Source organism: Thauera sp. 27 (genome assembly GCF_000310125.2).
GTDB classification, from domain to species: domain Bacteria; phylum Pseudomonadota; class Gammaproteobacteria; order Burkholderiales; family Rhodocyclaceae; genus Thauera; species Thauera mechernichensis.
Genome location: NZ_AMXB01000052.1, coordinates 1 through 25,354, shown reverse-complemented (window position 1 = coordinate 25,354; position 25,354 = coordinate 1). Strand labels below are relative to the sequence as shown.

Annotated in this window: 26 protein-coding genes; 13 read left to right on the top strand and 13 right to left on the bottom strand. The window is 65.7% G+C overall.

Features of this window, described 5'->3' with window-relative positions; translation table 11 throughout:
* Positions 1-124: 124 nt before the first annotated feature.
* Both B447_RS19705 and B447_RS19700 read right to left on the bottom strand, forming a co-directional pair.
* Complete coding sequence (locus B447_RS19705) at positions 125-550, bottom strand: ExbD/TolR family protein (protein ID WP_002927707.1); 426 nt, start codon at positions 548-550, stop codon at positions 125-127.
* Positions 551-562: 12 nt separating this feature from the next.
* The gene (locus tag B447_RS19700) at positions 563-1,171 is read right to left on the bottom strand and encodes a MotA/TolQ/ExbB proton channel family protein (protein ID WP_002927711.1); all 609 of its coding nucleotides are present in this window, start codon (positions 1,169-1,171) and stop codon (positions 563-565) included.
* A 367-nt stretch (positions 1,172-1,538) separates the two neighbouring features.
* Here B447_RS19700 and xseA point away from each other — a divergent pair, with 367 nt between their 5' ends.
* The 4 genes from xseA (at position 1,539) to tal (ending at position 5,741) form a co-directional block, all read left to right on the top strand.
* A complete protein-coding gene (gene xseA, locus B447_RS19695; RefSeq protein ID WP_002944765.1) occupies positions 1,539-2,858 on the top strand; it encodes an exodeoxyribonuclease VII large subunit in 1,320 nt (439 codons plus the stop codon).
* A 203-nt stretch (positions 2,859-3,061) separates the two neighbouring features.
* The gene (locus tag B447_RS19690) at positions 3,062-3,646 is read left to right on the top strand and encodes a superoxide dismutase (RefSeq protein ID WP_002927715.1); all 585 of its coding nucleotides are present in this window, start codon (positions 3,062-3,064) and stop codon (positions 3,644-3,646) included.
* A gap of 96 nt (positions 3,647-3,742) precedes the next feature.
* Positions 3,743-4,522 carry a pseudouridine synthase gene (locus B447_RS19685; protein WP_002944762.1) on the top strand — a complete coding sequence of 260 codons (780 nt, stop codon included), beginning with the start codon at positions 3,743-3,745 and terminating at the stop codon, positions 4,520-4,522.
* A 142-nt stretch (positions 4,523-4,664) separates the two neighbouring features.
* Positions 4,665-5,741 carry a transaldolase gene (gene tal, locus B447_RS19680; RefSeq protein ID WP_002944760.1) on the top strand — a complete coding sequence of 359 codons (1,077 nt, stop codon included), beginning with the start codon at positions 4,665-4,667 and terminating at the stop codon, positions 5,739-5,741.
* 51 nt (positions 5,742-5,792) lie between these two features.
* Here the strand turns inward: tal and B447_RS19675 are convergent, their stop codons facing one another.
* From B447_RS19675 to B447_RS19625, 11 genes are all read right to left on the bottom strand, one after another.
* On the bottom strand, positions 5,793-7,685 hold the full coding sequence (locus B447_RS19675; protein WP_083491500.1) for a chemotaxis protein CheA: 1,893 nt from the start codon (positions 7,683-7,685) through the stop codon (positions 5,793-5,795).
* Positions 7,686-7,744: 59 nt separating this feature from the next.
* Complete coding sequence (gene cheZ / locus B447_RS19670) at positions 7,745-8,641, bottom strand: protein phosphatase CheZ (protein ID WP_002944753.1); 897 nt, start codon at positions 8,639-8,641, stop codon at positions 7,745-7,747.
* Between the two features lie 33 nt (positions 8,642-8,674).
* Complete coding sequence (gene cheY / locus B447_RS19665; RefSeq protein ID WP_002927726.1) at positions 8,675-9,073, bottom strand: chemotaxis response regulator CheY; 399 nt, start codon at positions 9,071-9,073, stop codon at positions 8,675-8,677.
* 41 nt (positions 9,074-9,114) lie between these two features.
* Positions 9,115-10,068: a chemotaxis protein gene (locus B447_RS19660; protein WP_002927727.1), complete on the bottom strand. Its 954-nt coding sequence runs from the start codon at positions 10,066-10,068 to the stop codon at positions 9,115-9,117.
* Positions 10,069-10,077: 9 nt separating this feature from the next.
* A complete protein-coding gene (locus B447_RS19655; protein ID WP_002927729.1) occupies positions 10,078-11,046 on the bottom strand; it encodes a chemotaxis protein in 969 nt (322 codons plus the stop codon).
* A gap of 93 nt (positions 11,047-11,139) precedes the next feature.
* Positions 11,140-12,144 carry a flagellar motor protein MotB gene (gene motB, locus B447_RS19650; protein ID WP_002927731.1) on the bottom strand — a complete coding sequence of 335 codons (1,005 nt, stop codon included), beginning with the start codon at positions 12,142-12,144 and terminating at the stop codon, positions 11,140-11,142.
* Positions 12,145-12,220: 76 nt separating this feature from the next.
* A complete protein-coding gene (gene motA / locus B447_RS19645; RefSeq protein WP_002944748.1) occupies positions 12,221-13,075 on the bottom strand; it encodes a flagellar motor stator protein MotA in 855 nt (284 codons plus the stop codon).
* 190 nt (positions 13,076-13,265) lie between these two features.
* Positions 13,266-13,829: a flagellar transcriptional regulator FlhC gene (gene flhC, locus B447_RS19640; RefSeq protein ID WP_002927737.1), complete on the bottom strand. Its 564-nt coding sequence runs from the start codon at positions 13,827-13,829 to the stop codon at positions 13,266-13,268.
* A 10-nt stretch (positions 13,830-13,839) separates the two neighbouring features.
* Positions 13,840-14,157: a flagellar transcriptional regulator FlhD gene (gene flhD / locus B447_RS19635; RefSeq protein WP_002927739.1), complete on the bottom strand. Its 318-nt coding sequence runs from the start codon at positions 14,155-14,157 to the stop codon at positions 13,840-13,842.
* 144 nt (positions 14,158-14,301) lie between these two features.
* A complete protein-coding gene (locus B447_RS19630) occupies positions 14,302-16,056 on the bottom strand; it encodes a putative bifunctional diguanylate cyclase/phosphodiesterase (RefSeq protein WP_002944745.1) in 1,755 nt (584 codons plus the stop codon).
* On the bottom strand, positions 16,053-17,993 hold the full coding sequence (locus B447_RS19625) for a sensor domain-containing diguanylate cyclase (RefSeq protein ID WP_002944744.1): 1,941 nt from the start codon (positions 17,991-17,993) through the stop codon (positions 16,053-16,055). Before B447_RS19625 ends, B447_RS19630 begins: the two co-directional genes overlap by 4 nt.
* Before the next feature lie 155 nt (positions 17,994-18,148).
* Between B447_RS19625 and B447_RS19620 the strand changes: the two genes are divergently transcribed.
* From B447_RS19620 to B447_RS19580, 9 genes are all read left to right on the top strand, one after another.
* Entirely contained in the window at positions 18,149-18,697 is a 549-nt protein-coding gene (locus tag B447_RS19620) for an NUDIX hydrolase (protein ID WP_083485748.1), read from the top strand.
* A gap of 105 nt (positions 18,698-18,802) precedes the next feature.
* A complete protein-coding gene (rsxA, locus tag B447_RS19615) occupies positions 18,803-19,387 on the top strand; it encodes an electron transport complex subunit RsxA (protein ID WP_002927750.1) in 585 nt (194 codons plus the stop codon).
* Positions 19,388-19,400: 13 nt separating this feature from the next.
* A complete protein-coding gene (gene rsxB, locus B447_RS19610) occupies positions 19,401-19,952 on the top strand; it encodes an electron transport complex subunit RsxB (protein ID WP_002927753.1) in 552 nt (183 codons plus the stop codon).
* Positions 19,949-21,664, top strand: coding sequence for an electron transport complex subunit RsxC (rsxC, locus tag B447_RS19605; RefSeq protein ID WP_002927756.1), 1,716 nt, complete (start codon positions 19,949-19,951; stop codon positions 21,662-21,664). Before rsxB ends, rsxC begins: the two co-directional genes overlap by 4 nt.
* 7 nt (positions 21,665-21,671) lie before the next feature.
* A complete protein-coding gene (locus B447_RS19600) occupies positions 21,672-22,706 on the top strand; it encodes an RnfABCDGE type electron transport complex subunit D (protein ID WP_002944741.1) in 1,035 nt (344 codons plus the stop codon).
* Entirely contained in the window at positions 22,703-23,377 is a 675-nt protein-coding gene (locus B447_RS19595; protein WP_002944740.1) for an RnfABCDGE type electron transport complex subunit G, read from the top strand. Before B447_RS19600 ends, B447_RS19595 begins: the two co-directional genes overlap by 4 nt.
* Positions 23,374-24,093, top strand: coding sequence for an electron transport complex subunit E (locus B447_RS19590; protein WP_002944738.1), 720 nt, complete (start codon positions 23,374-23,376; stop codon positions 24,091-24,093). Before B447_RS19595 ends, B447_RS19590 begins: the two co-directional genes overlap by 4 nt.
* A gap of 13 nt (positions 24,094-24,106) precedes the next feature.
* Entirely contained in the window at positions 24,107-24,739 is a 633-nt protein-coding gene (nth, locus tag B447_RS19585) for an endonuclease III (protein WP_002927763.1), read from the top strand.
* Positions 24,740-24,764: 25 nt separating this feature from the next.
* Positions 24,765-25,196, top strand: a complete 432-nt coding sequence (locus tag B447_RS19580) for a DUF1841 family protein (protein ID WP_002944736.1) — start codon at positions 24,765-24,767, stop codon at positions 25,194-25,196.
* Positions 25,197-25,354: the final 158 nt, after the last annotated feature.

The following is a 25,354-nucleotide window of genomic DNA, read 5'->3' as shown; positions in this document are numbered from 1 at the left end:
GCGCACGCGCGCGCGCCGCCGACGCGCGAGCGCACCGAACAGCGCCGACAGCGGCCGCAGCGCGCACGCGACGGGACCGCGGCCCCGCCAGAAGTCTGGCGCGCGCGCGGCCATGCTCACGCGCTCACTGCGCGGGCGCCTGGGTGGCGAAGGTGATGTGCGGCAGCCCGGCGCGCTGGGCTGCCTGCATGACGTCCACCACACTCTGGTGGGTCGCCTTCGCGTCGGCATTGATGACCACCACGGGCGGATCGCCAGGCTCTCCAGGCACGGCCTTGCCAAGGGCGGCCGCAATCGCCTCGATGCTGCGGTCGGCGACCGGCAGGCGGTTGACGACGATCTCCCCCGTTGCCGTTACTGCGACGATGATCTCGCGTGCGACGACCTCACTGCCCTCCGACTCGGCGGTGGGCAGGTTGACCTCGAGCCCCGACACCTTCGAGAAGGTCGTCGTCAGCATCAGGAAGATGATGATCACCAGGACGACATCGATGAGCGGAATCATGTTGATCTCCGGCTCCTCGTTGCGGCTGCCACGGCGAAAGTTCATGCCGGCACTCCGTCAGGCCCGCCGCTCGCCATGTGCCACCTCGACAAGCTTGATCGCCTGCTGCTCCATGTCGATCACGAAACTGTCGATGAGCGCACGGAAATGCCGCCAGAAGATCATCGCCGGGATCGCGATGATCAGTCCGAGGCCGGTCGTGTACAGCGCAATCGAGATGCCCTGGGCGAGCTGCGCTGGATTGGCCCCGCTGACGCCCTGCGAAGCGAAGATGTCGATCATGCCGATGATGGTACCGAGCAGCCCCATCAGCGGGCTGATGGCGGCAATGGTGCCGAGGGTGGTCAGGAAGCGCTCGAGTTCGTGCACAACCGCGCGGCCGGTCTCCTCGATCGATTCCTTCATCATCTCGCGCGGACTATTGACGTTGCGCAAGCCTGCGGCCAGCACTCGTCCCAATGGCGAATGGAGCGCAACACGCTCGATCATCGCCGCAGACGCGCCGTCCTGCTGCAGATCATTGAGCACGTTGTCGAGCAGGCCGGCAGGCACGACGCGAGCGCGACGCAAGGTGATGGAACGCTCGATGATCAGCGCGACCGCAATCACCGAAGCGAGGATCAGGGGCCAGATGGGCCAGCCGACGGCCTGAATGATTGCGAACACGCGGAGCAACCTCTTGCGGGCAAAGGCGGAACTCTAGCGCTGACGCCCGCATGCAGCAAGCAGCCCGGCCTTTCACGGGCCACCCCAATGAATCCACAAAAGCTGTGGATAAGTTTGTGGACATTTCGTGAAAGCGGGCCGAAAAGCCTACCGCTACAGGCATTTCTTCACTCCGATGCAAAATTGTGCAACATATTAAACACAATAAAATCAGTGACTTAACAACAAACCCCTTTCCCGTCAAGCACTTGCAGCACGAGTCTTGACAAGGCCTGAAGACTGTGGATTCCGCTAGAATCCCTCCATGACTTTCCCCTACGCAACGCCGGTTTCACGGCCCACTGGAATCGAGCAGACGAGCACTGCTGTGCTGAGCGTGAGCGCCCTCAACCGCCTCGCTCGCGAGGCACTGGAAACCGCGCTGCCGCTACTGTGGGTTGGCGGAGAAATCTCCAACCTGACCCGCGCTGCATCGGGCCACCTCTATTTCACCCTGAAGGACGCGAATGCCCAGGTGCGCTGCGCAATGTGGCGCAACAAGGCCCAGCTGCTAGCCTTCCGGCCGCAGAACGGCATGCGTGTGGAAGCCCGCGCGCTGGTCACGCTCTACGAAGCCCGCGGCGACTACCAGCTCAACATCGAGAGCCTGCGCCCCGCCGGCATCGGCAGCCTGTTCGAGGCCTTCAACCGTCTCAAGGAGAAGCTCGCCGCGGAGGGCCTCTTCGACGCCGCCGGGCGGCGCCCCCTGCCTCGTCTGCCGCGGGCAATCGGAGTGGTCACATCGGCCCAGGCCGCCGCCCTGCGCGACGTAATCATCACCTTGCGACGGCGAGCCCCCCATGTGCCGATCATTGTCTTCCCGACCCCCGTCCAGGGACCGGATGCCGGCCCCGGCCTGCTCGCGGCACTCGACGCTGCCGCCGCGCATGCTGCGCAAGCGTCGATCGACGTCGTGCTGCTGGTGCGCGGCGGCGGCAGTATCGAGGATCTATGGGCGTTCAACGACGAGACGCTCGCGCGCGCCCTGCGGGCCAGTCGCCTACCGGTGGTGTGCGGGGTCGGCCACGAAACCGATGTGACCATCGCCGACTTCGCAGCCGACCTGCGTGCCCCGACTCCGACCGGCGCCGCCGAACTCGTCACCGAAGGGTGGCATGCGATGCGTTCGACCCTGCCCGGACTCGATGTCCAGCTGCAGCGCGCCATGATTCGGCGACTTGAAGCGCTCGGCCAGCGCCTCGACCGTGCCGCCTTGCAGCTCAAGCACCCACGTGCGCGCATGGCCGACAAGGCCAAGAGCCTGCAGGGCCTGGGCCAGCGCCTGAGCGACGCCATGAGGCGGCGCCTGGCGTTCGACCGCTTGCATGCAGAGCATGTGGGCGCGCGCCTGCGCGCGGCGGTACCACGGCTGGCGCAGGACCAGCGCACAATGGACGCACTCGCGCACCGATTGCGGCGCAGCCTGCAGCACCTTTTGACCCATCAGCGCCAGCGCACCGAAGCCCTCGCGGCAAGCCTGCAGCACCTGGCCCCTGAAGCCGTGCTCGAGCGCGGCTACGCGATCGCACGCGACACGCAGGGCCGCGTCCTCCGCCATGCTGCCGAAGTGCCCGACGGCGCGACCGTAAGCGTGCAACTTGCCCACGGCAGCCTCGCCACCCGCGTCACCGGGCACCAGGACGACTGATTGAGGTCGAAACAGGTGCTCGCAGCCATCATCGGCCAGCTTCACCCGCTTGGCCGACCCTGCGGCCCCCGACACGACCTGTTCCGCAAACCCGCGGATAGGCTTAACATTCCGGGCCCAGCATTGTCAGCACGCAGCAAACCAGACTAAAATGGTCCTGGTTTAATGCCGCCGACGGACAAATCGAATACAGGAGAAACTCCATGGAACACACTCTGCCCGCCCTGCCTTACGCCAAGGATGCCCTCGCTCCGCACATCTCCGCGGAAACGCTGGAGTTCCACTACGGCAAGCACCACCAGGCCTACGTCACCAACCTGAACAACCTGATCAAGGGCACCGAGTACGAGAACCTCGACCTCGAGGCCATCGTCAAGAAGGCGCCGGCCGGCGGCATCTACAACAACTCGGCCCAGGTCTGGAACCACACCTTCTTCTGGAACAGCATGGCACCCAACGGCGGTGGCGAGCCGACTGGCGCGCTGGCTGACGCCATCAAGGCCAAGTGGGGCTCGTTCGAAGACTTCAAGAAGGCCTTCCAGGCCTCGGCAGTCGGCAACTTCGGCTCTGGCTGGACCTGGCTGGTGAAGAAGGCCGACGGCTCGGTGGACATCGTCAACATGGGCGCCGCCGGCACCCCGCTGACGACCGGCGACACCGCCCTGCTCTGTATCGACGTATGGGAGCATGCCTACTACATCGACTACCGCAACCGCCGCCCGGACTTCGTTGCCACCTTCCTCGACAAGCTGGCCAACTGGGAATTCGCCGCGAAGAACTTCGCCTGATCCCCAGCCGCCCGGTTGCAGCCGGGCCTGCCTCACCGAAAGCGACCCCACCGGGTCGCTTTCTTGCTTTACGCCCCCCGACAAGGCGCCCCGACCATGCTCCAGGTGCTCTACCGCGACGAATGGCTCATCGCCATCGACAAACCCTCGGGACTGCTCGTGCACAGAAGCCCGATTGCCGCCCAGGAGGCGCGCTTCGCCGTTCAGCTCCTGAGGGACCAGATCGGCCAGCGTGTCTACCCGGCGCATCGCCTCGACCGTGGCACATCCGGTGTGCTGCTGTTCGCCCTCGACCGCACGGTGGCCGCTCGGCTGGGCGCACAGTTCGAGACCCGCACGGTCGACAAACGCTACCTCGCCATCGTCCGTGGCCATCCAGCACAGGCAGGCCTGATCGACCACCCGCTGGCACGCCGGCTAGACGCCATCGAGCGCGATCGCGGCGTGGGCGCAGGTAAGCGCGATGAGCACCCCGAAGACCTCGAGCGCGACGAGGTGACTAGCACTGCGCTCGATGCGCGCACGCGCTTCAGGCGGCTGGCCTGTGCCGAACTGCCCCATCGGGTCGACCGCTATGCAAGCAGCCGCTACGCGCTGCTGGAGCTCGCGCCCGAAACCGGACGCCGTCATCAGATCCGCCGTCACCTCAAACACATCTCGCATCCGATCATCGGTGACGCCACCTATGGCAAGGGCAGGCACAACCGGCTGTTCACCGAACTGTTCGACAGCCATCGCCTGCTGCTGGCGTGCACACGCCTGGCACTGCGCCACCCGGTGCTGGACACTGCGCTGGAGATCATGGCGCCGCCGGCGGATGACTTCCACAGCGTCATGCGCGGTCTGGGCTGGCCCCTGGAACTTGCAACGAGCTGAAGCGCTCGGTGCAGCCATGTGGCTCCACCGAGCGGCCGTTTCGAGGCACAATGCCGCTTCACTATGCCGGCTGCCGTGCGCCGTCTCTGCCCGCAGCGCGGATCCGGCCCTTGCTCCAATCCCATACCACCCAGGTAGATCGATGAATCCGCTGCTCCAGGTACGTCAGTTCGGCCAGCAGATCTGGCTCGACAATCTCTCCCGCACGCTGCTCAACGACGGCCACCTTGCCCGCTTCATCAACGAGGATGGCGTCACTGGCATCACCACGAATCCGGCTATCTTCCACAAGGCGATTTCCGGGGGACGGTATTACGAGGACGACCTGGCCAGGCTCAAGCAGCAGCCGATGAGCGCCGAAGCGCGCTACGAGGGGCTCGTGATTCCCGATGTCCAGCGTGCCTGCGATCTCCTTGCCCCCCTTTTCCGGGACAGCGGCGGCGAGGCCGGCTACGTGAGCCTGGAGGTGTCGCCTGCACTCGCACACGATGCGGCAGGGACACTGGCAGCCGGCCTGCGCCTGAAGGCTGCGGTCAACCGGCCGAACCTGTTGATCAAGGTCCCAGCCACCCGCGCCGGGTTGCTGGCAATCGAGGAGCTGGTTGCGGCCGGCATCAGCGTGAACGTGACCCTCATGTTCTCGCTCACCCATGTCGATGCGGTCGCCCAGGCATACGTCCGCGGCCTCGAGCGCCTGCATGCTCAAGGGGGCGACCTGCGGTCGGTCATGTCGGTCGCAAGCCTGTTCCTGTCGCGCGTCGACACGCTGGTGGACAAGCAGCTCGAAGCGCTTGCGGCGGACACCCCGGCCCGTCCGGGACGCACCGCGGTCGCACTCGCCCGCCTCGCCTACCAGCGCTACCGCGCACGCTTCCACGGCGAGGGTTTCGCGAACCTGCGTGCTGCCGGTGCGCGTCCGCAGTACATGTTGTGGGCGAGCACAGGCACGAAGAACCCGGCCTACAGCGACCTGCTGTACGTCGAACCCCTGATCGGTGCAGAGACGGTCAATACGCTCCCTGATGCAACGCTCGACGCCCTGCGCGACCATGGCAAGGCAGCGGCAACCCTCGAACTCGAACTCGACCAGGCTCAGGCGCAATTCGCGACCCTGGCGGCCGCCGGTATCGACCTCGAGGCCGCCGGAGAGCGCCTGCAGCAGGAAGGCCTGGCGCAGTTCGAGCAGGCTTTTTCAGCGCTGCTCGAACTGACCGCCTGACAGGCTCAAAGGCCTTAGCACGGGGCGGCTGCAAAGCGCGCCCCGTCGTGCTCAAGTCAGCGCAGGGACGACGTCGGCGATCAGCGCATTGCGCGAAATGCCCCGGCGGTCACCCGCCGCATCGAGCAACTCCTTCATGTCCAGGATCAGCACGATCTGGCCGTTGGACAGCGTCGTGACGCCGGCCACGCCCTTGGGCCGGAAGTCGTCGAGCGACTTGATCACAGCATCCTCGCGCCCGGCAAAGCTGTCGACCGCAAGGATGAAGGACCACTCGGCAGCCTGCATCAACACCCCGTACTGAGGTATGCGCTCACGCGGCCAGCCCAACAGCATCGACAGCGGCACGATCGGCAGAACCTCGCCGCGTACAACCATGGTCGCACGCCCACCCACATCCTGAATGGCGTCGGGCACGATCGGCAGGATCTCCCGCACCATCGACAGTGGCACCGCGAAAGGCTGATCGGCCAGCCGGACCAGCAACACCGGCAGGATCGCCAGCGTGAGCGGCAGGTTGATGATGAGCGTGGTGCCCTTGCCAAGCTCGGACTTGATCTCGATCGTGCCGTTCAGCTTCTGGATGTTGGTGCGCACGACATCCATGCCGACGCCGCGCCCAGAAACGTCCGACACCTTGTCGGCCATCGAAAAGCCAGGCAGGAAGATGAGGTTGTAACTCTGGCGATCATCCATGGTGCTCGCCTCCTCATCGGTGATGAGGCCGCGCTGGAGGGCCTTGGCCCGCAGTCGCTCGGCGTCCATGCCGCGCCCATCATCTGCCACCATGATGACGATGTGATCGCCTTCCTGGCGTGCCTCGAGGCGGACCAGGGACTTCTGCGGCTTGCCGGCGGCCCCCCGCCCTTCCGCATCCTCGATACCGTGATCGACTGCATTGCGAACGAGGTGGATGATCGGATCCGAGAGATCCTCGATCATCGTCTTGTCGATCTCCGTCTCCTCGCCGACCAGAACCAGTTCGACGTCCTTGCCCAGGTTACGCGCCAGATCGCGCGCAATGCGCGGATACTTCTGGAACAGGCGGCCAATCGGCTGCATGCGGGTCTTCATGACCGCGTTCTGCAGATCCGACACCAGCAGGTCCAGCTGGCTCACGGCCAGGTCAAGCGCATGCAGGGTCTCGGTGTCGTTACGGCCGCTGAGGATGTCGCTGCGCAAGGCATTGAGCCGGTTCTTGGTGAGGCCGATCTCCCCCGACAGGTTGAGCACCTGGTCGAGGCGCGCGGTATCGACGCGGATGGAGTTGTCGCGCTGCCGCTCCGTTTCCCGCCTGCCCGTCGGCCCACTGGCCCCCGGCACGTCGGTTGCACGCCGCCCGAGCGCGGCCTTTACGACAGGATCCTCGGACTCCGTGCGTACCGTGGCGGCGCCGGTCTCCACTGCTACAGGTGCAGGCGCCTTGGCGGCAGGCACGACCGCCTTGCCGGTCACGGTCTCGTACAGAACGTCCCAATCAGGCTCACCCTGCCGCGGCACCTTCACCGCAGCAGCAGGTCCAGGCTCAGCTGCACGCACCTCGGCCCCGTCCTCTCCGTCAACCGCGGCCCGCAGCTTCGCGATCAACGCGGGGGCGGCCGGCGCCGGCTGGGTGCCACGTTCGAGATCACCGAACATCTGGCGGACCGACGCCGTCGCGGCAAGGATGACGTCCATGCGTTCCGGCGTCACCTTCAGTTCGCCATTGCGCAACCTGTCGAAGAGGCTCTCGGTCAGATGGCACAGCGTGACGAGTTCGCCCGCGTTGAGGAAACCCGCACCCCCCTTGATGGTGTGGAAACCGCGGAAAATCTCGTTGAGCAGGCCGACATCGTCCGGCGCCCGCTCCAGATCGACCAGCTTGTTGTCCACGCCGGACAGCAGATCCTCGGCCTCGACGAGAAAATCCTGCAGCAGCTCTTCCATTCCGGCGAAATCACTCATGGCTCACCTATGCTCTTCATTGACCCGGACCCTGTGCCCATAAAAGCCGGCCGTCCGCTTTAGAACCCGAGGCTCTCGAGAAGGTCGTCCACCTCGGACTGGTTATGCAGCACGTCCGCCCCCGCAACCCCATCGATCACCGGCCCGTTGAGCAGGCTCGCCTTGCATTCGGCCCGGACCTGCGGTGGCGTGGCTTCGATCAAGACCTGTACGAGCTGGCTCTCGAGCATTTGCGCCAGCTCCAGCACGCGCTTGATCACCTGTCCAGTCAGATCCTGAAAGTCCTGCGCCATCATGATTTCGTGCAACTGCTTGCTGGTCGAACGCGAGCCTGCCGCGACCTCGGCGATGAAACGTCGCGTGTCACCGCTCAAGTCACGGAACTCGCCGGGCGACAACTCACCGGCATAAAGTCGATCCCAGCGCGCGCCCAAGGCATTGGCACCGCTGGCAAGCGCGGACTGGATCGGCGCAGCAACATCGGTCGCATTCAGAACGCGGCTGGCAGACTGCTCGGTCATCTGGGCGATGTAGGCCAGTCGCTGACGCACGTCGGGAATGGCCTCGGCCGCCTCCTGCAAGGTGCCCTCCAGCCCCAACTCGCGCAAGGTGTCGTGAACCTGCCGGGTCAATTGCCCCAGGCGGGTAAACACCACGGCAGGTTCGACCTGTTCTGCGACCGGGGCGTGCGTGGTGCTGGCGGCCGCTGCCGGGGCGGCCGCTTGGGGCGCAGCCGGCTCGGCGGTGTGCTCCGCCTGCGAGGCCACGGCATCAAACAAGGCCTGCAGTTCGTCACTGTCACCGGTATCGGCTCTCGCACCAAGCGGACTGGCCTCGACGGGCCGCGCTACCGACGGGCTTCGAGCTCGCCCCACCGGCTCAGCCGCAATGCTGTCGAACAGCGCCTGCAGCTCGTCGGAATCACCGGCCTCATCGATCTTCGACTTCTTGCTCATCTGTCTTGCTCCGTTCCCAACCGAAGGCGGCGCTCACGCCGAGTTCTGGCCCATCTTCTCGAAGATCTTCTCCAGCTTCTCGGCCAGGGTCACCGCCGTGAAGGGCTTGACGACATACCCGCTCGCGCCGGCCTGTGCCGCGGCGATGATGTTCTCCTTCTTGGCTTCGGCCGTGACCATCAGCACGGGAAGGTGCTTGAGGTGCGGCGTGCGCCGGATGGTCTGGAGCAAGGTCAGCCCGTCCATGTTGGGCATGTTCCAGTCTGTCACGACGAAATCGAAAGAGCCGCTGTTGAGCTTCTGCAGCGCAACCGCACCGTCCTCTGCCTCGTCGACGTTGGCGAATCCAAGCTCCTTGAGGAGATTGCGGACAATGCGCCGCATCGTCGAGAAGTCGTCGACAACAAGGAATTTGGTTTTAGGGTCGGCCATGTTCTGTGTTCTCCGGGGTTCTATGCCTGCGCCGTTCTAGTTCAGCGACGGCCACGATTCAACATGGGCCGAATCGTCTCGGCCAGCACGTCGGCGTCGAATTTTGCCACGTAGGCGTCGACCCCGACGCGTTTGCCCATCGCGCGATTGGCGTCCGAAGACAGCGACGAGTGCATCACGACGGGAATGCCATTGAATCTGTGGTCCGCCTTGATGTTGCGCGTAAGTACGTAGCCATCCATCTCCGGCATCTCTGCGTCCACCAGGATCAGGTCGATCTCATCGATCACCTGGCGTCCAACCTGGTCCGCATGCGTTGCGATGCCCTGCAGCCGGTTCCAGGCCTCGAGGCCGTTCTGCGCGTGCTTGTGCCGCACACCGAGCTTGTCCAGGACCTCGGTGATCTTGCGCCGGGCCACGCTGGAGTCATCGACGAAGAAGACGCTGCATTCGTGGCCATGGCTGATCGGCGCGATGTTTCCGACCACCGCATCGCCAAAGGTGTTGGCGAGGATGGTCTCGACATCGAGGATCGACACCAGGCGACCGTCGGGAAGCTCGGTAATCGCAGTGATGAAGGTCTGGGAGGACGACGATACGTTCTCCGGCGCCCGCACCTTCTCCCAGTCGACCCGCACGATGCGGTCCACCGAATCGACCAGGAACCCGAGCGTGCGCTTGCTGTACTCGGTCACCATCATCGCCCCGCCCAGCGGGGCACCGGGCTTGGTGAGATCCAGTATGCGCCCCAGGGAAAGCACGGGAATCACGTTACCGCGCAGCGAAATCAGGCCCTCGACGCCGGCCGGCATGTTGGGGGTACGCGTGATGAAGGGCGTCTGGGAAACCTCGCGCACCTTGAACACGTTGATGCCGAAGTGCTCATTGGTGCCCAGCGAGAACAGGAGGATCTCCATCCGGTTCGAGCCCGCCAGGCTGGTGCGCTTCTCGACGGTATCGAACAGCGCGTTCTCTTCGTTCTGCAGCTCTCGCATGTTGCCTCCTCAATCCGCCTGATCCTTGTCCGCCGCCCGCATGAGACGCACCAGCGTCTCGGCCAGCTTCACTGGCTCGAACTTCGGCACGTACTCGTCGACCCCCACGGAATGCCCGAGCTGCTGGTTCGACATCCCCGACAGCGACGAATGCATGAGCACCGGAATGCCGGCGAAACGCCGATCGGCCTTGATCTGGCGCGTCAACATGTAGCCGTCGAGCTCCGGCATCTCGACGTCGGTCAGTATCAGGCTCACGAGGTCGGATACCTTGCGCCCGGTCGCCTCGGCCTGCATGGCGGCCTTGTTCAGCTCTTCCCAAGCCTGGCGGCCATTCACGGAGCCCACGTACCGCACCCCCATCGCGTCCAGGGTCTGGGTGATCTGCCGACGCGCCACGGAGGAGTCATCGGCGAAGTACACGACGTGATTCTCGGCCCCGGGGAAGGGACGGATGTCACGGAACTCGATATCGTCGTCATAGTTCGAGGTTTCGGACAACACCTTCTCGACGTCGAGCAACATGACCAGACGGCCATCGGCGAGCTCGGTCACAGCCGTCACCAGCCCCCCGAGCCTGGCCGTGAGCATCTCCGGGGGGACTCGCATCTGCGACCAGTCCAGCCTGAGGATGGTATCCACGGCCTCCACCAGAAAACCCTGGGTATGGCCGTTGTATTCGGTGACGATCATGATCTCGCGCGGACTGTCGTCACTGATGCCGCCATATCGCCCCAGATCGACCACCGGCACCAGGGCGCCACGCAGGCTGACCATGCCTTTAACGGCGTCGGGCATCTCCGGCGCCGCCGTGATCTGCGGCGTGCGCATCACCTCGCGGACCTTGAAGACATTGATACCGAAGGTCTCCCTTCGGCCCGTTCGCGCGTCGACACCCAGCGTAAAAAGCAGGATCTCGAGCTTGTTCGTTCCCGCAAGCCGGGTACGGGCGTCGATATTCTTGAGCAGTTCGGACATGTCTTGTTCCGCTTTCCGGTTGGGTTTAGGCCGCCGCGCCGGCTGCCTTGAAAGATGTATCGGCTACAGCTCGATTAACTTTAGGTTAGTGCATCAACGCAGCGGCGCGCCAAAGATATCACTGACGACAGCGTCCCCTCCATCCGGCTCGCGAGCACCGGGCGCACCCGCCCCCTCGACCTCGATCTGCCGCCCAGGCGCCCGCATCGCCTCCTCCGCTGCCTTGTTCAGGACGACGATGCTGATGCGACGGTTGGCCGGGTCCAGGGGATCATCCGGGTTCAAGTGCGCGGTGTCGGCAAGTCCGAGCACGCGCACCAGCTTGCCCGGCTCGAGCCCGCCGGCGACCAGCTCTCGGCGCGCTGCATTGGCACGATCGGCCGACAGCTCCCAGTTCGAAAACCCGCGCTCCCCGCCCGCATACTGCGCGGAGTCGGTATGCCCCGACATGCTGATGCGGTTGTCGACATCATTGAGGGCGCGTGCAATCTCGCGCAGCAGCTCGCGGGTATATGGACGCAGATTGGCGCTGGCCGACGTGAACATCGGACGGTTCTGCGCATCGACGAGCTGTATCCTGAGCCCTTCCGAAATGATGTCGAGCAGGATCTGTTCCTTGAACTGGCGCAACGATGGGTTGGCCTCGATGATTGCCTCCAGCTTGCCCTTCAGATCGATCATCCGCGCACGCTCACGGCGCTTGGCCGCCTCGAGGGCCTCCTCGGCACGCATCTCGTCCGGCGTCTTCACGCGCGCACGCGCGGCATCAACGTTGATCGCACGCGTGCTAGGCGTGTCTCCGCGCCGCACCTGGCCGACCTTGCGCGACAGATCCTCGCCACCGCCCTTGATGATGCTCGAGCTGTCCCCCGTCCCCTCGCCCCCGGCCATGGCCAGCTTGAGCGGGTTCTGGAAGTGATCGGCAATGCCCTCGAGATCTCCCTGGGCCGTCGAACCGAGCAACCACATCAGCAGGAAGAAAGCCATCATCGCGGTCACGAAATCCGCATAGGCGATCTTCCATGCACCGCCATGGTGGCCTCCACCCCCCTTCTTGATGCGCTTGACGACGATTGGCTGCTGGGTATCGTCGCTCATCACGCGCTCCAGACCACGCCAACCTGAAGACGGCGTGAGTACTCAGGCGGGACGGAACCCGATGAAGGCATAGGACTCAACCCTTCCGGTTCTTGATTTCCTGCTCGAGCTCGACAAAGCCCGGGCGGTCGGTCGAGTAAAGCACCTTGCGACCGAACTCGATCGCGACCTGCGGCGCATAGCCGTTCATGCTCGCCAGCAGCACCACCTTGATGACTTGGTAGATCTTGCCCCCTTCCTCGACCTTCTGCTCGAGCTGGCCGGCAAGCGGTGCGACAAAGCCGTACGACACGAGAATCCCCAGGAAGGTACCGACGAGCGCACCGCCGATCATCTTGCCCAGCACAGCAGGGGGCTGGCCCACCGAGCCCATCACGTTGACCACCCCCATAACCGCCACCACGATGCCGAAGGCTGGCACCGCGTCGGCAACCTTGGCGACCACGTGCGGCGCCGTATGCGCCTCCTGGTGGTGAGTCTCGATCTCCATGTCCATCAGGTTCTCGATCTCGAACGCATTGAGGTTGCCACCCACCATCATGCGCAGGTAGTCGGTCATGAATTCGACCACATGGTGATCGGCGGTCACGCTCGGATACTTGGAAAAGATCGGGCTGGCGTCAGGGTTCTCGATGTCGTTCTCGATCGACATCAGGCCCTCCTTGCGTACCTTGGCCAGGATCTCGAACAACAGGGCAAGCAGATCGACGTAAAGCGCCTTGTTGTACGGCGACCCCTTGAGCGCCATCGGCAAGCCCTTGAGCGTCGCCTTGATTGCCTTCGGGCCATTGCCGGCGATGAAGCCGCCGATCATCAGGCCGAAGATCGCGACATACTCGAGCGGCACCCACAAGGCGAGCAGGTCGCCATGCATCGCATAGGTCCCAAGCGACGCCAGCAGCACGACAACGTATCCAATGATCAGGAACACCAGTGACTCCAGGGCGTATGGCCACGCCTGCCGACCTTCGGCTCGCGACCTGTGACCGACTTATCGGCGCGACCTCGCGAAACTTGAACGGCTCGCACGATCAGGCAGGCATGCACCAAAAAAACATGGGCCGCGTGTTACCAGCGCGGCCCATGAAGCATATCCGGAATGCCCGCCAGCGGGCACGGTCTCAAGCCGATACGGCCACTCGCGTGCGGGACACGGCCTTGCGCGTGGCCTTCTTGCGCGAAGAACCCGCCCGCGACGGCATGTTGCACAAGCCGCAGACATAGCCCTGCACCGGGTCATGCGCATGGCCGACGAAGCGTCCACCGCAGCAGGTGCAGGTACTGAGTTGCAGCAGGTCGGCATCGAAGAAGCGCACCAGCGTCCACGCCCGAGTCAAGCTCAGCACCGGCTCCATGGCCGAGCTCTCGATGTGGTCGAGGTAGAGGTTGTACGACTTGAGGATGGCATCCAGCCCACGCACACCGGCACGCTCGACGAAGAAGCGATGAAAGCCCATGAACAGCGACGAGTGCACATTGGGCTGCCAGGTCATGAACCAGTCCGTCGAGAACGGCAGCATGCCCTTGGGCGGCGACACACCGCGCACTTCCTTGTAGATCCGAAGCAGCTTTTCGCGGCTGAGACGAGTCTCGACCTCGAGCATCTGCATGCGCGCGCCAAGCTGGACCATCTCGACCGCGCGCCGGACGTCCTCGGCTTCCTCGATCACTGTCTTGTTCTTCATCTAGGCCTCCTCAGGCCGCCTCTTCCGCTGCCTTGCCCGCCGCGAGGATCGCTGCGTGCAAACCAGCACTGACGGCGTCGCGCCCCTCGCCAGCCATCAGTCGGGCAAGTTGCGCATCGTCGAAGCGAAAACACGGCAACAGCATCTGGCTGCTGGCCATTCGCACAAGTTTTGCCGCCGACATCGATTCGATCAGGTCCGCCAGCGCGTCGCTGATGCCGAGCCTGAACAAGGCCGTCGCCCGATCTCCGCGCAGCATCTGCTGGGCAAGCATCAGGTAGGCAAGGTTCAGTTCGCGGATCTCGGCCTGATAGTCTGGTCGATCCATGAAATCCAATCCCCTTCAGGGATGAGTGTTTGCAACTTAAAGTAAATTCTCAGCAACATCAAGCCTGAAAATCGCGATTTTGCCAATTCGATCACGCCCCATCGTGGCTTCGCCGCAACACCGGCAAAGGCAAGGAGCCCGCACTCACCGGTCCGGCGTCAGCGAGCCAAACCTGAATGCTGCCGGCACCGCGGGCCGTCCATAGCGGAAACCCTGAAGCGAATCACAGCATGAGGCCTGCAGCAGAATCTCCTGCGCGGCGGTCTCGACGCCTTCGGCAACCACCTTCAAGCGCAGGCTATGCGCCATCGCCAGTGCTGCGCGCACGATGGCTTCAGCATCATTGTCGCGATCGACCTCGCCGATCAGCTCGCGATCGATCTTGATCACGTCGATGGGCAGTCGGCGCAGGTAGGCAAGCGAAGAGTAACCGGTCCCGAAGTCGTCAATGGCGATGCGCACACCAAGCGTCTTCAATGCCCGCAGGCATTGTTCGGCGTGCCCGGTGTCACTCATCAGCGAGCTCTCGGTAATCTCCAGGATCAGCGCGGACGGCGGAAACCCGCTCTGGGCAAGTGCACACTCCACCTGCGCGAGCAGGCCGGGACGCGCGAACTGTACGGCGGACACATTGACCGACATCTCGAAGCCCTCGACCCCCTCCTTGCGCCAGCGCGCGCCCTGCAGGCAGGCCTGGGCGAGCACCCAGCCGCCAATGTCGACGATCAGTCCGGTCCGGTCCGCTATCGGGACGAAGCGATCGGGCTCCAGCAAGCCGTGCTCAGGATGCTGCCAGCGCAGCAAGGCTTCGGCACCGCGCGCGTGACAACTGGATGCGCCGACGATCGGCTGGTAGTGCAGCCTGAACTCCTCGCGCTCGAGCGCAGCCCGCAGGTCCAGTTCGAGGGCAAAGGCCTCGAGCGAGGACCGACTCATGCCTGCAGCGTGTATGCGCAACTGGTTACCGCCGGCACGCTTGCACTCGGCGAGCGCCAGCTCGGCCTGAGTGAGCACATCCGCTGCCTGGTCCGCGGCATCGTCGAACAGGACAATCCCGACGCTCGCCGTCAGTCGCAGCGCTCCCCGCGGCGACGCGAACGGCCGATCCACCGCGCGCAACAACCAGCGCGCAGTGAACTCGGCCTGCCCCTCATCTGCGACGCCCGGAACGAACACGCCGAACAAGTCGCCCTCGAGGCGCGCGAGCACGCCCTGCGCGGGCACGATCGCGGCGAGGCGGCGACCGAGCTCGAGCAGGATTTCGGAACCGGCACCGTAGCCGTAACCCAGATTGACGCGCATGAACTGGTCGACATCGATGACGAACATGGCCGCAGCCGCCCGCCCCGCGCCACGACGGCGACACGCCATCCAGTCAGCCACGCGAGCGAGAAAATTGACCTTGTTCGGCAGCATGCTGCCGTGGTCGAACAAGCTCAGCTCGCGGATCCGGCGTACCGCGTGCCTGACCGCACTGCGGTCCGAGAGCGCCTGCCGCTCACGCTCGATGACGGCAAGCAGACGGGCGAAGTCCCCTTTCGGCACATAGTCACGCGCGCCTTCGTACATCACCCCCACGCCCTCGCCTGCACTCATGCTCCCCGAATGCACGACAAACGGCACATCCTTTCCACTGCGCTGCAACACCTGCAAGGCACGCCGGCAATCGAAGGCCGGCATGGCCTGATCACACAGCACAAGGTCCCACTCATCGGCGGCGAGCGCAGCCGCCATGTCCACCGGCTCATCGACGCGCCGCCAGGATACCCGCATGCCTCGGCGCGCCAACTCCGCCTCGACCAGTAGCGCATCGTCCTCGCAGTCATCGACGATCAGCAGTCTTGGCGCCTGGCGCTCGGGCGCGCGCGTGTCGGGCAGCAACCCCATCGAATCCGTCATGCGCCCGCCGCCTGCAAGGCAATGACCCGGTTGCGCCCGGTCTCCTTGGCCGCATAAGCCCCCTGGTCGGCGAGCTTGACCAGGCTATTGAAGCCCTGCATTCCGGGCTCGCGGATCGCCACACCCACGCTCACCGTCATCCGCAGCTGCGGGCCGCCCGTCTCGGGCTCGAAGGCCTCGACTGCAGCCCGCAGGCGCTGCGCCACGACCACGACGGCCGCGAGGTCGGTGTCGGGGCAGATCACGAGAAACTCGTCCCCCCCCATCCGGCAAAGGATGTCCTGTGCACGCAGGGCCCGGCGCAACACTTCGGACACCTGGCGCAGCGCGATGTCACCGACGTCATGACCATGGGTATCGTTGATCGCCTTGAGCTCGTCCAGATCGACGATCATCACCGCCAAGGTGCGCGAGTGCCGTATCGATGACGCCCACTCCACCTGCATCGCCTCGAGTGCGTGGCGGCGGTTCGGCAAGCCCGTGAGCGGGTCGGTCAGCGCCGCCTCCTGGAGGCGACGGTTCGAGATCGCCAGTTCAGCGGCAAAATTGCGCAATTCCTCGCGCTCGCGCTCCAGTTCCAGCTGCAAGCCGAGCATTTTCAGCAATACCTGCAGGCGCGCCTTGAGCGCCACGCCCCCCAATGGCAACAGGAGATAATCGTCCGCGCCGGCTTCCGACAACCAGCGCAGCGCATCATCATCGTTGTCCGGCAGCACCGCCACGACCTGCAGGCTGCGCCGCAGCCGCATGTCATGCAGATCACGCACGAAGGCCTGCCCCTCGTCCCCAGCCTCACGCTGCCACTGCACGAAGACGAGTTGCGGCTGGACGTCGATCGCCATCTCGATCGCAAGCCGCGCCGACGACGCCTCGCACACCGCAAGCCCCGCAGCCTCGAGGGCTGCCCGCAGGGCATGGCGGCACTGTACTTCAGGCACGAGCAGCAGCGCCTTCAAGGGCCTGGCCTCCTCTGCCTCGCCCGAACCGGCAGGCTCCCCGCGATCACCGACAGCCACGGCAGCGCGATTACCCAACTCGCCAAAACGCGGAGCGGCTTCGGTACGCAACTGGAGCAGCTTGCCCCACTCACCCCACTCCCGCCCCACGCGCTCACACAACGCAATGAAATCGCTGCGCCCAATCCCCAGCCGGCTGGACAACCTCAGCATCGGCCCCATCAGACGCTCGTGCTCGCTCTCCGCCGCGAGGCAGAGTTGCGCGATCGCACGCGACAGCACCAGACACTGGACCAGTCCGTGCTCGCGCGAGCCCTCGGCATAGCCCGGCACCTCGGGGCACTCGTGAAAGCGCACCGGCTGTACCAGCACATCGGGCACCCCCCAGTCCGTCAGCATGGCCGCCCCGAGTTCGCGGTGGTTGGTGGCGAACGCCTGGTCCTCGAGACTGACCTGCTGGAGCCCCGGATTTCTACCGATATCGTTGAGCAGGCGCGAGAACGCATCAGGATAAAGGGTGGCAAGCGCGAGCTCGCCGACACGGGCGAGCAGCCCCAGACTGAAAGCATCGTCAGGTGCAGCCAAGCGCACGCGCAGCATCAGCGCCTGCATCGAGATGGCCATGAGCAGGGAGGACGACCAGAAGTGTCCGTAGTCGAACCCGGCGCAGCCCCCCTTGCGGTAATGCGACAGCAGCGAAAAACCGAGAGCCATCGTGCGCACCGCCGGCAGGCCGAGCACCATCAGCGCCTCCTGGACCGAGACGACCGCCCGTCGGTTCTCCGCCACCAGTCCATTGGCCGCCTTGACCAGACGCCCCACGAACGCGGGATCGCCCTTGATCACGCGTGCGAGCTCGGCCATCGACACGTTGTTCGACTGGGTAAGGCGGATGATGGCGATCGCAACGCCGCGCGGCGACGGCAACTCCCCCGCCGCCTTGAGCTGCGCAAATCGCTTCATGTCGATCGGCTGTACCATGCACTCCCCGGTTTGAATGGTCCTGTTACGGAGGCCTGCGAGCGCGCCACCGGTTTGCCTCTGCGTGCCACACCAAAGCATGATTCTTTCTTGCCTGCGCCCCGGAGGGCAAGCGAAAGCACGCTAGAATCCGTGAAAACCACAGGTCGCCGACCATGAAATTCTGCTCGAACTGCGGCGCTGCCGTCACTTTCCGCACCCCACCCGGGGACTCTCTGCCCCGCCACGTGTGCGAGCAGTGCGGCACCATCCACTACCAGAACCCCAAGATCGTGGTCGGCGCCCTCCCTGTCTGGGAGGATCGCGTCCTCCTCTGCCGGCGCGCCATCGAGCCGCGCTACGGCATGTGGACCCTGCCCGCCGGGTTCATGGAAAACGAGGAAACCACCGCCCAGGCAGCCGCCCGCGAAACACTGGAAGAGGCCTGCGCGCGAATCGAGGTGGGCGAACTCTACACCTTGATCGACGTACCCCACATCAGCCAGGTGCACATGGTCTACCGCGCCCGCCTGCTCGACCTCGGCTTCAAGCCGGGCGAGGAGTCGCTCGAAGTGGCCCTGTTCCGCGAGGAAGACATCCCCTGGGAGCAGATCGCCTTCCGCTCCATCTCGATGAGCCTGCGCCATTTCTTCGACGACCGCCGCAACGGAACCTGGACACTCCACACTGCCAGCCTCGCGCCGCCGCCCGCCGAGTGGCGATGAACGGCCAGGCCGAGCGCCGCTGCCCCACAAGACTACGCGCACGCCAGGGTTGAGCCCCCCTGCGCTGCAGAGGATAATCGCGGGATTCCTTTCCGCCTGCGGATCATGACAAGCTACATCTTCATCGTCATCGGCGCTGTTCTGGTGAACAACGTCGTCTTCGTCCGCATTCTCGGGCTATGTCCGTTCATGGGCGTCTCGAAGAAACTCGAGACCGCCATCGGCATGGGCGCCGCGACCACCTTCGTGCTGACCCTGGGCTCGGGCACCAGCTACCTGATCGACCACTACCTGCTCCAGCCGCTCGACCTCGTATACCTGCGCACGCTATCGTTCATCGTCGTCATCGCGGCCATCGTCCAGCTCACCGAGCTCGTCATTCAGAAGACCAGCCCGCTGCTGCACCAGGTGCTGGGCATCTATCTGCCCCTCATCACCACCAACTGTGCGGTACTCGGCGTGCCGCTGCTCAACGTCGGCCTGCGCCACGACCTGCTCGAATCGCTGCTGTTCGGCCTGGGTTCCTCGGTCGGCTTCACGCTCGCGCTGGTGCTGTTCGCCGGCATCCGCGAGCGCCTGGACGGCGCCGACGTACCGCTGCCGTTCAAGGGTACGGCCATCGCCATGATCACTGCAGGCTTCATGAGCCTCGCCTTCATGGGCTTTGCCGGCCTCGACCGCTTCCACTGAGGACTGCACGCGCATGATCACAGCCCTCCTCGTCATGGCCGGCATCGCCATCGTGCTCGGTGCCGCGCTCGGCTACGCCGCGATCCGTTTCCGCGTCGAAGGCGACCCGCTGGTCGAGAAGATCGACGCCATACTGCCGCAGACCCAGTGTGGCCAGTGCGGCTTCCCCGGCTGCAAGCCCTACGCCCAGGCCATCGCCAACGGCGAGGCCGACATCAACCAGTGCCCGCCCGGCGGTGATGAAGGCGTGCGCAAGCTCGCCGACCTGCTCGGCCGCGAGTTCAAACCGCTGTCCGAAGAGCATGGCATCGAGAAGCCCAAGGCTGTCGCCGTCATCGACGAGCAGACCTGCATCGGCTGCACGCTGTGCATCCAGGCCTGCCCGGTAGACGCCATCGTCGGCGCAGCCAAGCAGATGCACACCGTGGTCGAACCGCTGTGCACCGGCTGCGAGCTGTGCGTCGCCCCCTGCCCGGTCGACTGCATCGCCATGGTGCCAATCGCCGAGACCGTGCAGACCTGGAAATGGAAATACCCCGTGGTCGAAATCAGGAAGGCGGCATGATCGGGCGCCTGTTCAAGTTCCATGGCGGCATCAAGCCCGCTGCCCACAAGGATGAATCGGCCAAGGCACCGATCCGGCGTGCGCCTCTGCCTGCGCGGCTGATCGTGCCCCTGCGCCAGAGCACGCGCGCCACCGCCACCTGTATCGTCGAGATCGGCCAGAAGGTACTCAAGGGGCAGTGCATCGGCGAGCCGGAAGGCTTCCTGGGCACAGCAGTGCATGCACCGACTTCGGGTACCGTGGTCGACATCGCGCCCCACACCATGGCGCACGCCTCGGCCCTGCAGACCCGTTGCGTGGTCATCGAGCCCGACGGCGAGGAGCGCTGGATCGAGCACGCTCCCTTCGACTACCACGGCGCCAGCCGCGACGAGTCGCTCGCCTGGCTGCGCGCATGCGGCATCGTCGGCATGGGCGGCGCCACCTTCCCCAGCCACGTCAAGCTCGGCAAGGGCGCAGGCATCGAGACGCTGATCCTCAACGGCGGCGAATGCGAACCCTGGATCACCTGCGACGACCGCCTCATGCGCGAGCGCGCCGCCGACATCCTGGCCGGCGCCGTCATCCTGCGCGAGCTCATCGGCGCACGCGAAATGGTGGTCGGCATCGAGGACAACAAGCCCGAAGCCATCGCCGCCATGCAGGACGCCGCCGCCGCATCGGGGCACGGCGTGCGCATCGTGCCCATCCCCTCGCTGTATCCGGCGGGCGGCGAGAAGCAGCTCATCCGCGTACTCACAGGCATCGAGATCCCCTACGGCAAGCTGGGTGGAGACTACGGCGTGCAGTGCTTCAACGTCGGCACCGCACATGCCGTGTATCGCGCCATTGCCCATGGTGAGCCGCTGCTGAGCCGCATCGTCACGCTCACCGGCAACGTCGAGGACGCAGGCAACTGGGAGGTGCTGATCGGCACCCCCATCGAGGAACTGCTCCAGCTGGCGCGCCCGAAGCCGGATACCGACCGCAGCATCATGGGCGGCCCCATGATGGGCTTCGCCCTGCCACGCCTGGATGTACCCATCGTCAAGGGCAGCAACTGCATCATCTCGGCCTCGCCCACGCTGTTCCCGCCGCCGCCGCCCGAGCAGCCCTGCATCCGCTGCACCGAATGCGCCAAGGCCTGCCCGGCCGAGCTGCAGCCCTTCGAGCTGTACTGGTTCGGACGCTCGAAGAACTTCGGCAAGGCGCAGGAATACAACCTATTCGACTGCATAGAATGCGGCTGCTGCGCCTACGTGTGCCCGTCGCATATCCCGCTGGTCGACTACTTCCGCTTCTCCAAGAGCGAGATCTGGGCGCGCGAGCGCGACAAATCCGCCGCCGATCAGGCACGCGAACGTTTCGAGTTCCGCAACTTCCGCCAGGAACGCGAGAAGGCCGAGAAGGCCGCCAAGCTCGCTGCGAAGGCCGCGGAGACGCGCGCCAAGCTTGCCGAAGGCGGCGAAGCGCCAGCGCCAAAGACGGCGGCCGAGCCCGGCGAAGACCCCAAGAAGGCCCTCATCGCTGCTGCACTGGCGCGCGCCCAGGCGCAGAAGGCCGAAGTCAAGCCGCAGAACACCGACAATCTCAGCGCCGACAAGCTGGCCGAGATAGCCGACATCGAAGCCCGCCGCCTGGCGGCAGCCGTCACCGCGCCGGCCGCCGATGCGACGCCGGGCGCGGACACACCGGCCGCCACCGTGGCAGTAGACGCCGAGTCCAGGAACTGAGCCGTACATGATCCACTCCCCTTACGTCCGCAAACAGGTCAGCGTGCAGCGCACGATGGGCCTCGTACTGCTCGCGCTGCTGCCCGCCGTCGCGCTCTACGCCTGGAAGATCGGCACCGGCATCCTGGTCAACCTTGCGCTTGCCACCCTTACCGCGCTGGCGGCAGAAGCACTCGTGCTGGCGCTGCGCAAGCGGCCCGTCGGCATCGCGCTGGGCGACCTGTCCGCCGTGGTCACCGCCTGGCTGGTCGCCCTCAGCCTGCCCGCAATCGCCCCCTGGTGGCTCACCGTAGCGGCCGTGCTGGTGGCTATCGTCGCGGTCAAGCACATCTACGGCGGCCTCGGCCAGAACCCGTTCAACCCGGCCATGGTCGCCTACTGCACGATGATCGTCGCCTTCCCGGCACTGATGTCGCAGTGGCCGGCCGCGGGCGCGCTCGCCTTCGACACCCAGCTGGGCCTGATCCTCGGCAGCGCGCGCGAACTCGACGCCATCACCGGCGCCACCGCGCTCGACGCCCTGCGCACAGGGCTGCGCGCCGATGGTGCGAGCGTGCAGTCGGTGCTGCAGGGGCCGGCCTTCGGCATGGCCGGCGGGCGCGAATGGGAATGGGTCGGCCTCGGCTACCTCGCCGGCGGCGCGCTGCTGCTCGCCACGCGGATCATCACCTGGCACATGCCTGCCGCCTTCCTCGGCACGCTGGTGGTGGTGTCCGGCCTGTTCTGGCTGATCGCGCCCGGCCAGTTCGCTTCGCCGCTGTTCCACCTCGCCAGCGGCGGCACCCTGCTCGCCGCCTTCTTCATCATCACCGACCCCGTCTCGGGCGCCACCACGCCGCGCGGCAAGCTCGTGTTCGCGGCTGGCATCGCGCTCATCGTGTGGCTGATCCGCAGCTTCGGCGCCTACCCCGACGGCATCGCCTTCGCCGTGCTGCTGATGAACATGTGCGTGCCGCTGCTCGACATGAAGACGCAACCACGCGTGTTCGGCCACCGCAATGAGGCCGGGGAAAGCGTCCGGACCGGGGAGAGGCGCCCATGAGCGGCCGCTACACAGCCACCCGCACCTCGCTGCGCACCGGCGGCATCATGCTGCTGTTTACGCTCGCGTTCACCGCGCTCATGGCCTCCACCTTCCAGGTCACACGGCCTGCGATCGAGGCCTCCCGGCAGGAGGCGCAGATGCGCCTGCTTGCCGAAGTGCTGCCGCCGGGCAGCTACGACAACGCCCTGCTCGACGACTACGTGCGCTTCGGGCCCGCGCCGCAGATCGGCATGGACGCCGGCGGACGGGTGTGGCGCGCACGCAAGGCGGGCGAGCCGGTCGCACTGATCATCGAGGGCGCCGCAAGCGACGGCTACGCCGGCCGCATCGGCCTGGTGGTCGCGGTGCATCGCGACGGCCGCCTGAGCGGCGTACGCGTCACCGAACACAAGGAAACCCCGGGCCTGGGCGACTATATCGACCCGCGCAAGGACCGCCGCAAGGACGCGCCCTGGATCGCCCAGTTCACCGGCGCGACCTGGGCCGAAGTCGACACCGCGGCATGGACGGTGCGCAAGGATGGCGGCAGCTTCGACTATCGGGCCGGCGCCACCATCAGCGCGCGTGCGGTCACGCGCGCCGCCGGCCGCAGCGCCGCCTTCGCCGCGCAGCGCATGGACGCGCTCTTCGCCGCCCCCGCAGGCGGCCTGCTCGGAGACACGCAATGAGCCCGCAACAGTTCCGCGACATTTCCTGGAACGGCCTGTGGAAGCAGAACCCAGGCCTCGCCCAGTTGCTAGGCCTGTGTCCGATCCTCGCCATCAGCACCACCATGGTCAACGCGGTGAGCCTGGGCATCGCCACCGTGCTGGTGATGACCGTCGCCAACCTCGCGGTGTCGGGGCTGCGCAATTTCGTACCCTACGAGATCCGCATCCCGGTCTTCATCCTCATCATCGCCGCCCTGGTGACGATGGTGGATCTCGCCTTCAACGCCTACTTCCACGACCTCTACCTGGTGCTGGGCATCTTCATTCCGCTCATCGTCACCAACTGCATCGTGCTCGCCCGCGTCGAGGCCTACGCGGCCAAGAACGACCCGCTCACGTCCACGGTGGACGGCATCATGATGGGTATCGGCCTGGTATGGGTGCTCGCCCTGCTCGGCGGCCTGCGCGAACTGCTCGGCGCCGGCACCCTGTTCTCGGGCATCGAAATGATCATCCCCGGCGCCAGCGCGTGGTCGGTGTTCGGCGACGACTACCCCGGCTTCCTGATCGCCATCCTGCCGCCCGGCGCCTTCTTCGCGCTCGGCGTGCTGATCGCCGTCTTCAACGTCATCAACGCCCGTCTCGCCGCCCGCGCACGGCGCCAGCCACCGCCCACCGCACCCGCGCCTGCAACCAGGGCAGAGGACGACGGCGAGGCGGTTGCCGCAGGCTGAAGCGATGGCGCTGATGAAGCGCGAGGCGATCCGCGAGTTCTTCCGCCGCCTGCACGCCGCCAACCCCGAGCCGCAGACCGAGCTCGAGTACGCCTCGCCCTACCAGCTGCTGGTGGCCGTGGTGCTGTCCGCCCAGGCCACCGATCGCAGCGTCAACATCGCCACCCGCAAGCTGTTCGCGCTCGCGCCGACGCCAGAGGCCATGGTCACGCTCGGCGAAGAAGGCATTGCCGACTGCATCAAGACCATCGGCCTGTTCCGCAACAAGGCGAAGAACACCCTCGCCCTGTCGCGTCTGCTGCTGGAACGCCACGGCGGTGAGGTGCCAGCGGAGCGCGAAGCACTGGAGGCCCTGCCCGGCGTCGGCCGCAAGACCGCCAACGTGGTACTCAACACCGTCTTCCGCCAGCCGGTGATGGCGGTCGATACTCACATCTTCCGCCTCGCCAACCGCACCGGACTCGCCCCCGGCAAGGACGTCGTCGAGGTGGAGAAGGCCTTGATGCGGCGCGTACCAAAGGACTACCTGCTCGACGCTCACCACTGGCTGATCCTGCACGGCCGCTACGTATGCACCGCGCGCAGCCCGCGCTGCGCCCAATGCAGCGTGCGCGACCTGTGCCTGTGCCGCGACAAGACCGACTGACCCGCCCCACCGGAGACGCTCCGCCATGTTCAACCCCAGCCGCGACCAGGTGCGCAGCTTCTTCATCGACACCTGGCGCAAGGCGCGCGCCAAGGAAGTGCTGACGCCGATGGAAACCATCGCCGCCGACATCATCGCGCTCCACCCCGAGTACCACGCCATCGTCGAGGACCCGGACGCGATCGACCGCGACTTCCCGCCCGAGGCCGGCCAGATCAACCCTTTCCTGCACCTGTCGCTGCACCTGGCGATCGAGGAGCAGCTCTCCATCGACCAGCCGCCGGGCATCCGCGCCGCCTTCGACGCCGCCTGCAAGCGCCGCGGCGAACGCCACGACGCCCTCCACGACGCCCTGGAGGCGCTCGGCGAGATGCTCTTCGAAGCCCAGCGCAAAGGCACCCCGCCCGACGGCGCCGCTTATGTGCGCAGCCTGCGGCGCAAGGCCGGGCTGGAGTGAATGCCGGGTGACTCGCCCGAACGCCTGCACATCACCCCGTGTAGGAGCGGCGCCAGCCGCGAGGGGTTGAGGACGACATGGCCAAAGGCGCCTCACCAAAAGCTCGCGGCTGGCGCCGCTCCTACCGGAAACCACCGCGCGCATCGCCCGCCGTGGGA

Excerpts from the sequence above, each read along its gene's own strand:
- B447_RS19705 (WP_002927707.1), bottom strand. The coding sequence starts at position 550 with ATGAACTTTCGCCGTGGCAGCCGCAACGAGGAGCCGGAGATCAACATG.
- B447_RS19690 (WP_002927715.1), top strand. The coding sequence starts at position 3,062 with ATGGAACACACTCTGCCCGCCCTGCCTTACGCCAAGGATGCCCTCGCT.
- B447_RS19685 (WP_002944762.1), top strand. The coding sequence starts at position 3,743 with ATGCTCCAGGTGCTCTACCGCGACGAATGGCTCATCGCCATCGACAAA.
- tal (WP_002944760.1), top strand. The coding sequence starts at position 4,665 with ATGAATCCGCTGCTCCAGGTACGTCAGTTCGGCCAGCAGATCTGGCTC.
- B447_RS19675 (WP_083491500.1), bottom strand. The coding sequence starts at position 7,685 with ATGAGTGATTTCGCCGGAATGGAAGAGCTGCTGCAGGATTTTCTCGTC.
- cheZ (WP_002944753.1), bottom strand. The coding sequence starts at position 8,641 with ATGAGCAAGAAGTCGAAGATCGATGAGGCCGGTGATTCCGACGAGCTG.
- cheY (WP_002927726.1), bottom strand. The coding sequence starts at position 9,073 with ATGGCCGACCCTAAAACCAAATTCCTTGTTGTCGACGACTTCTCGACG.
- B447_RS19660 (WP_002927727.1), bottom strand. The coding sequence starts at position 10,068 with ATGCGAGAGCTGCAGAACGAAGAGAACGCGCTGTTCGATACCGTCGAG.
- B447_RS19655 (WP_002927729.1), bottom strand. The coding sequence starts at position 11,046 with ATGTCCGAACTGCTCAAGAATATCGACGCCCGTACCCGGCTTGCGGGA.
- motB (WP_002927731.1), bottom strand. The coding sequence starts at position 12,144 with ATGAGCGACGATACCCAGCAGCCAATCGTCGTCAAGCGCATCAAGAAG.
- flhC (WP_002927737.1), bottom strand. The coding sequence starts at position 13,829 with ATGAAGAACAAGACAGTGATCGAGGAAGCCGAGGACGTCCGGCGCGCG.
- flhD (WP_002927739.1), bottom strand. The coding sequence starts at position 14,157 with ATGGATCGACCAGACTATCAGGCCGAGATCCGCGAACTGAACCTTGCC.
- B447_RS19630 (WP_002944745.1), bottom strand. The coding sequence starts at position 16,056 with ATGACGGATTCGATGGGGTTGCTGCCCGACACGCGCGCGCCCGAGCGC.
- B447_RS19625 (WP_002944744.1), bottom strand. The coding sequence starts at position 17,993 with ATGGTACAGCCGATCGACATGAAGCGATTTGCGCAGCTCAAGGCGGCG.
- B447_RS19620 (WP_083485748.1), top strand. The coding sequence starts at position 18,149 with ATGAAATTCTGCTCGAACTGCGGCGCTGCCGTCACTTTCCGCACCCCA.
- rsxA (WP_002927750.1), top strand. The coding sequence starts at position 18,803 with ATGACAAGCTACATCTTCATCGTCATCGGCGCTGTTCTGGTGAACAAC.
- rsxB (WP_002927753.1), top strand. The coding sequence starts at position 19,401 with ATGATCACAGCCCTCCTCGTCATGGCCGGCATCGCCATCGTGCTCGGT.
- rsxC (WP_002927756.1), top strand. The coding sequence starts at position 19,949 with ATGATCGGGCGCCTGTTCAAGTTCCATGGCGGCATCAAGCCCGCTGCC.
- B447_RS19600 (WP_002944741.1), top strand. The coding sequence starts at position 21,672 with ATGATCCACTCCCCTTACGTCCGCAAACAGGTCAGCGTGCAGCGCACG.
- B447_RS19595 (WP_002944740.1), top strand. The coding sequence starts at position 22,703 with ATGAGCGGCCGCTACACAGCCACCCGCACCTCGCTGCGCACCGGCGGC.
- B447_RS19590 (WP_002944738.1), top strand. The coding sequence starts at position 23,374 with ATGAGCCCGCAACAGTTCCGCGACATTTCCTGGAACGGCCTGTGGAAG.
- nth (WP_002927763.1), top strand. The coding sequence starts at position 24,107 with ATGAAGCGCGAGGCGATCCGCGAGTTCTTCCGCCGCCTGCACGCCGCC.
- B447_RS19580 (WP_002944736.1), top strand. The coding sequence starts at position 24,765 with ATGTTCAACCCCAGCCGCGACCAGGTGCGCAGCTTCTTCATCGACACC.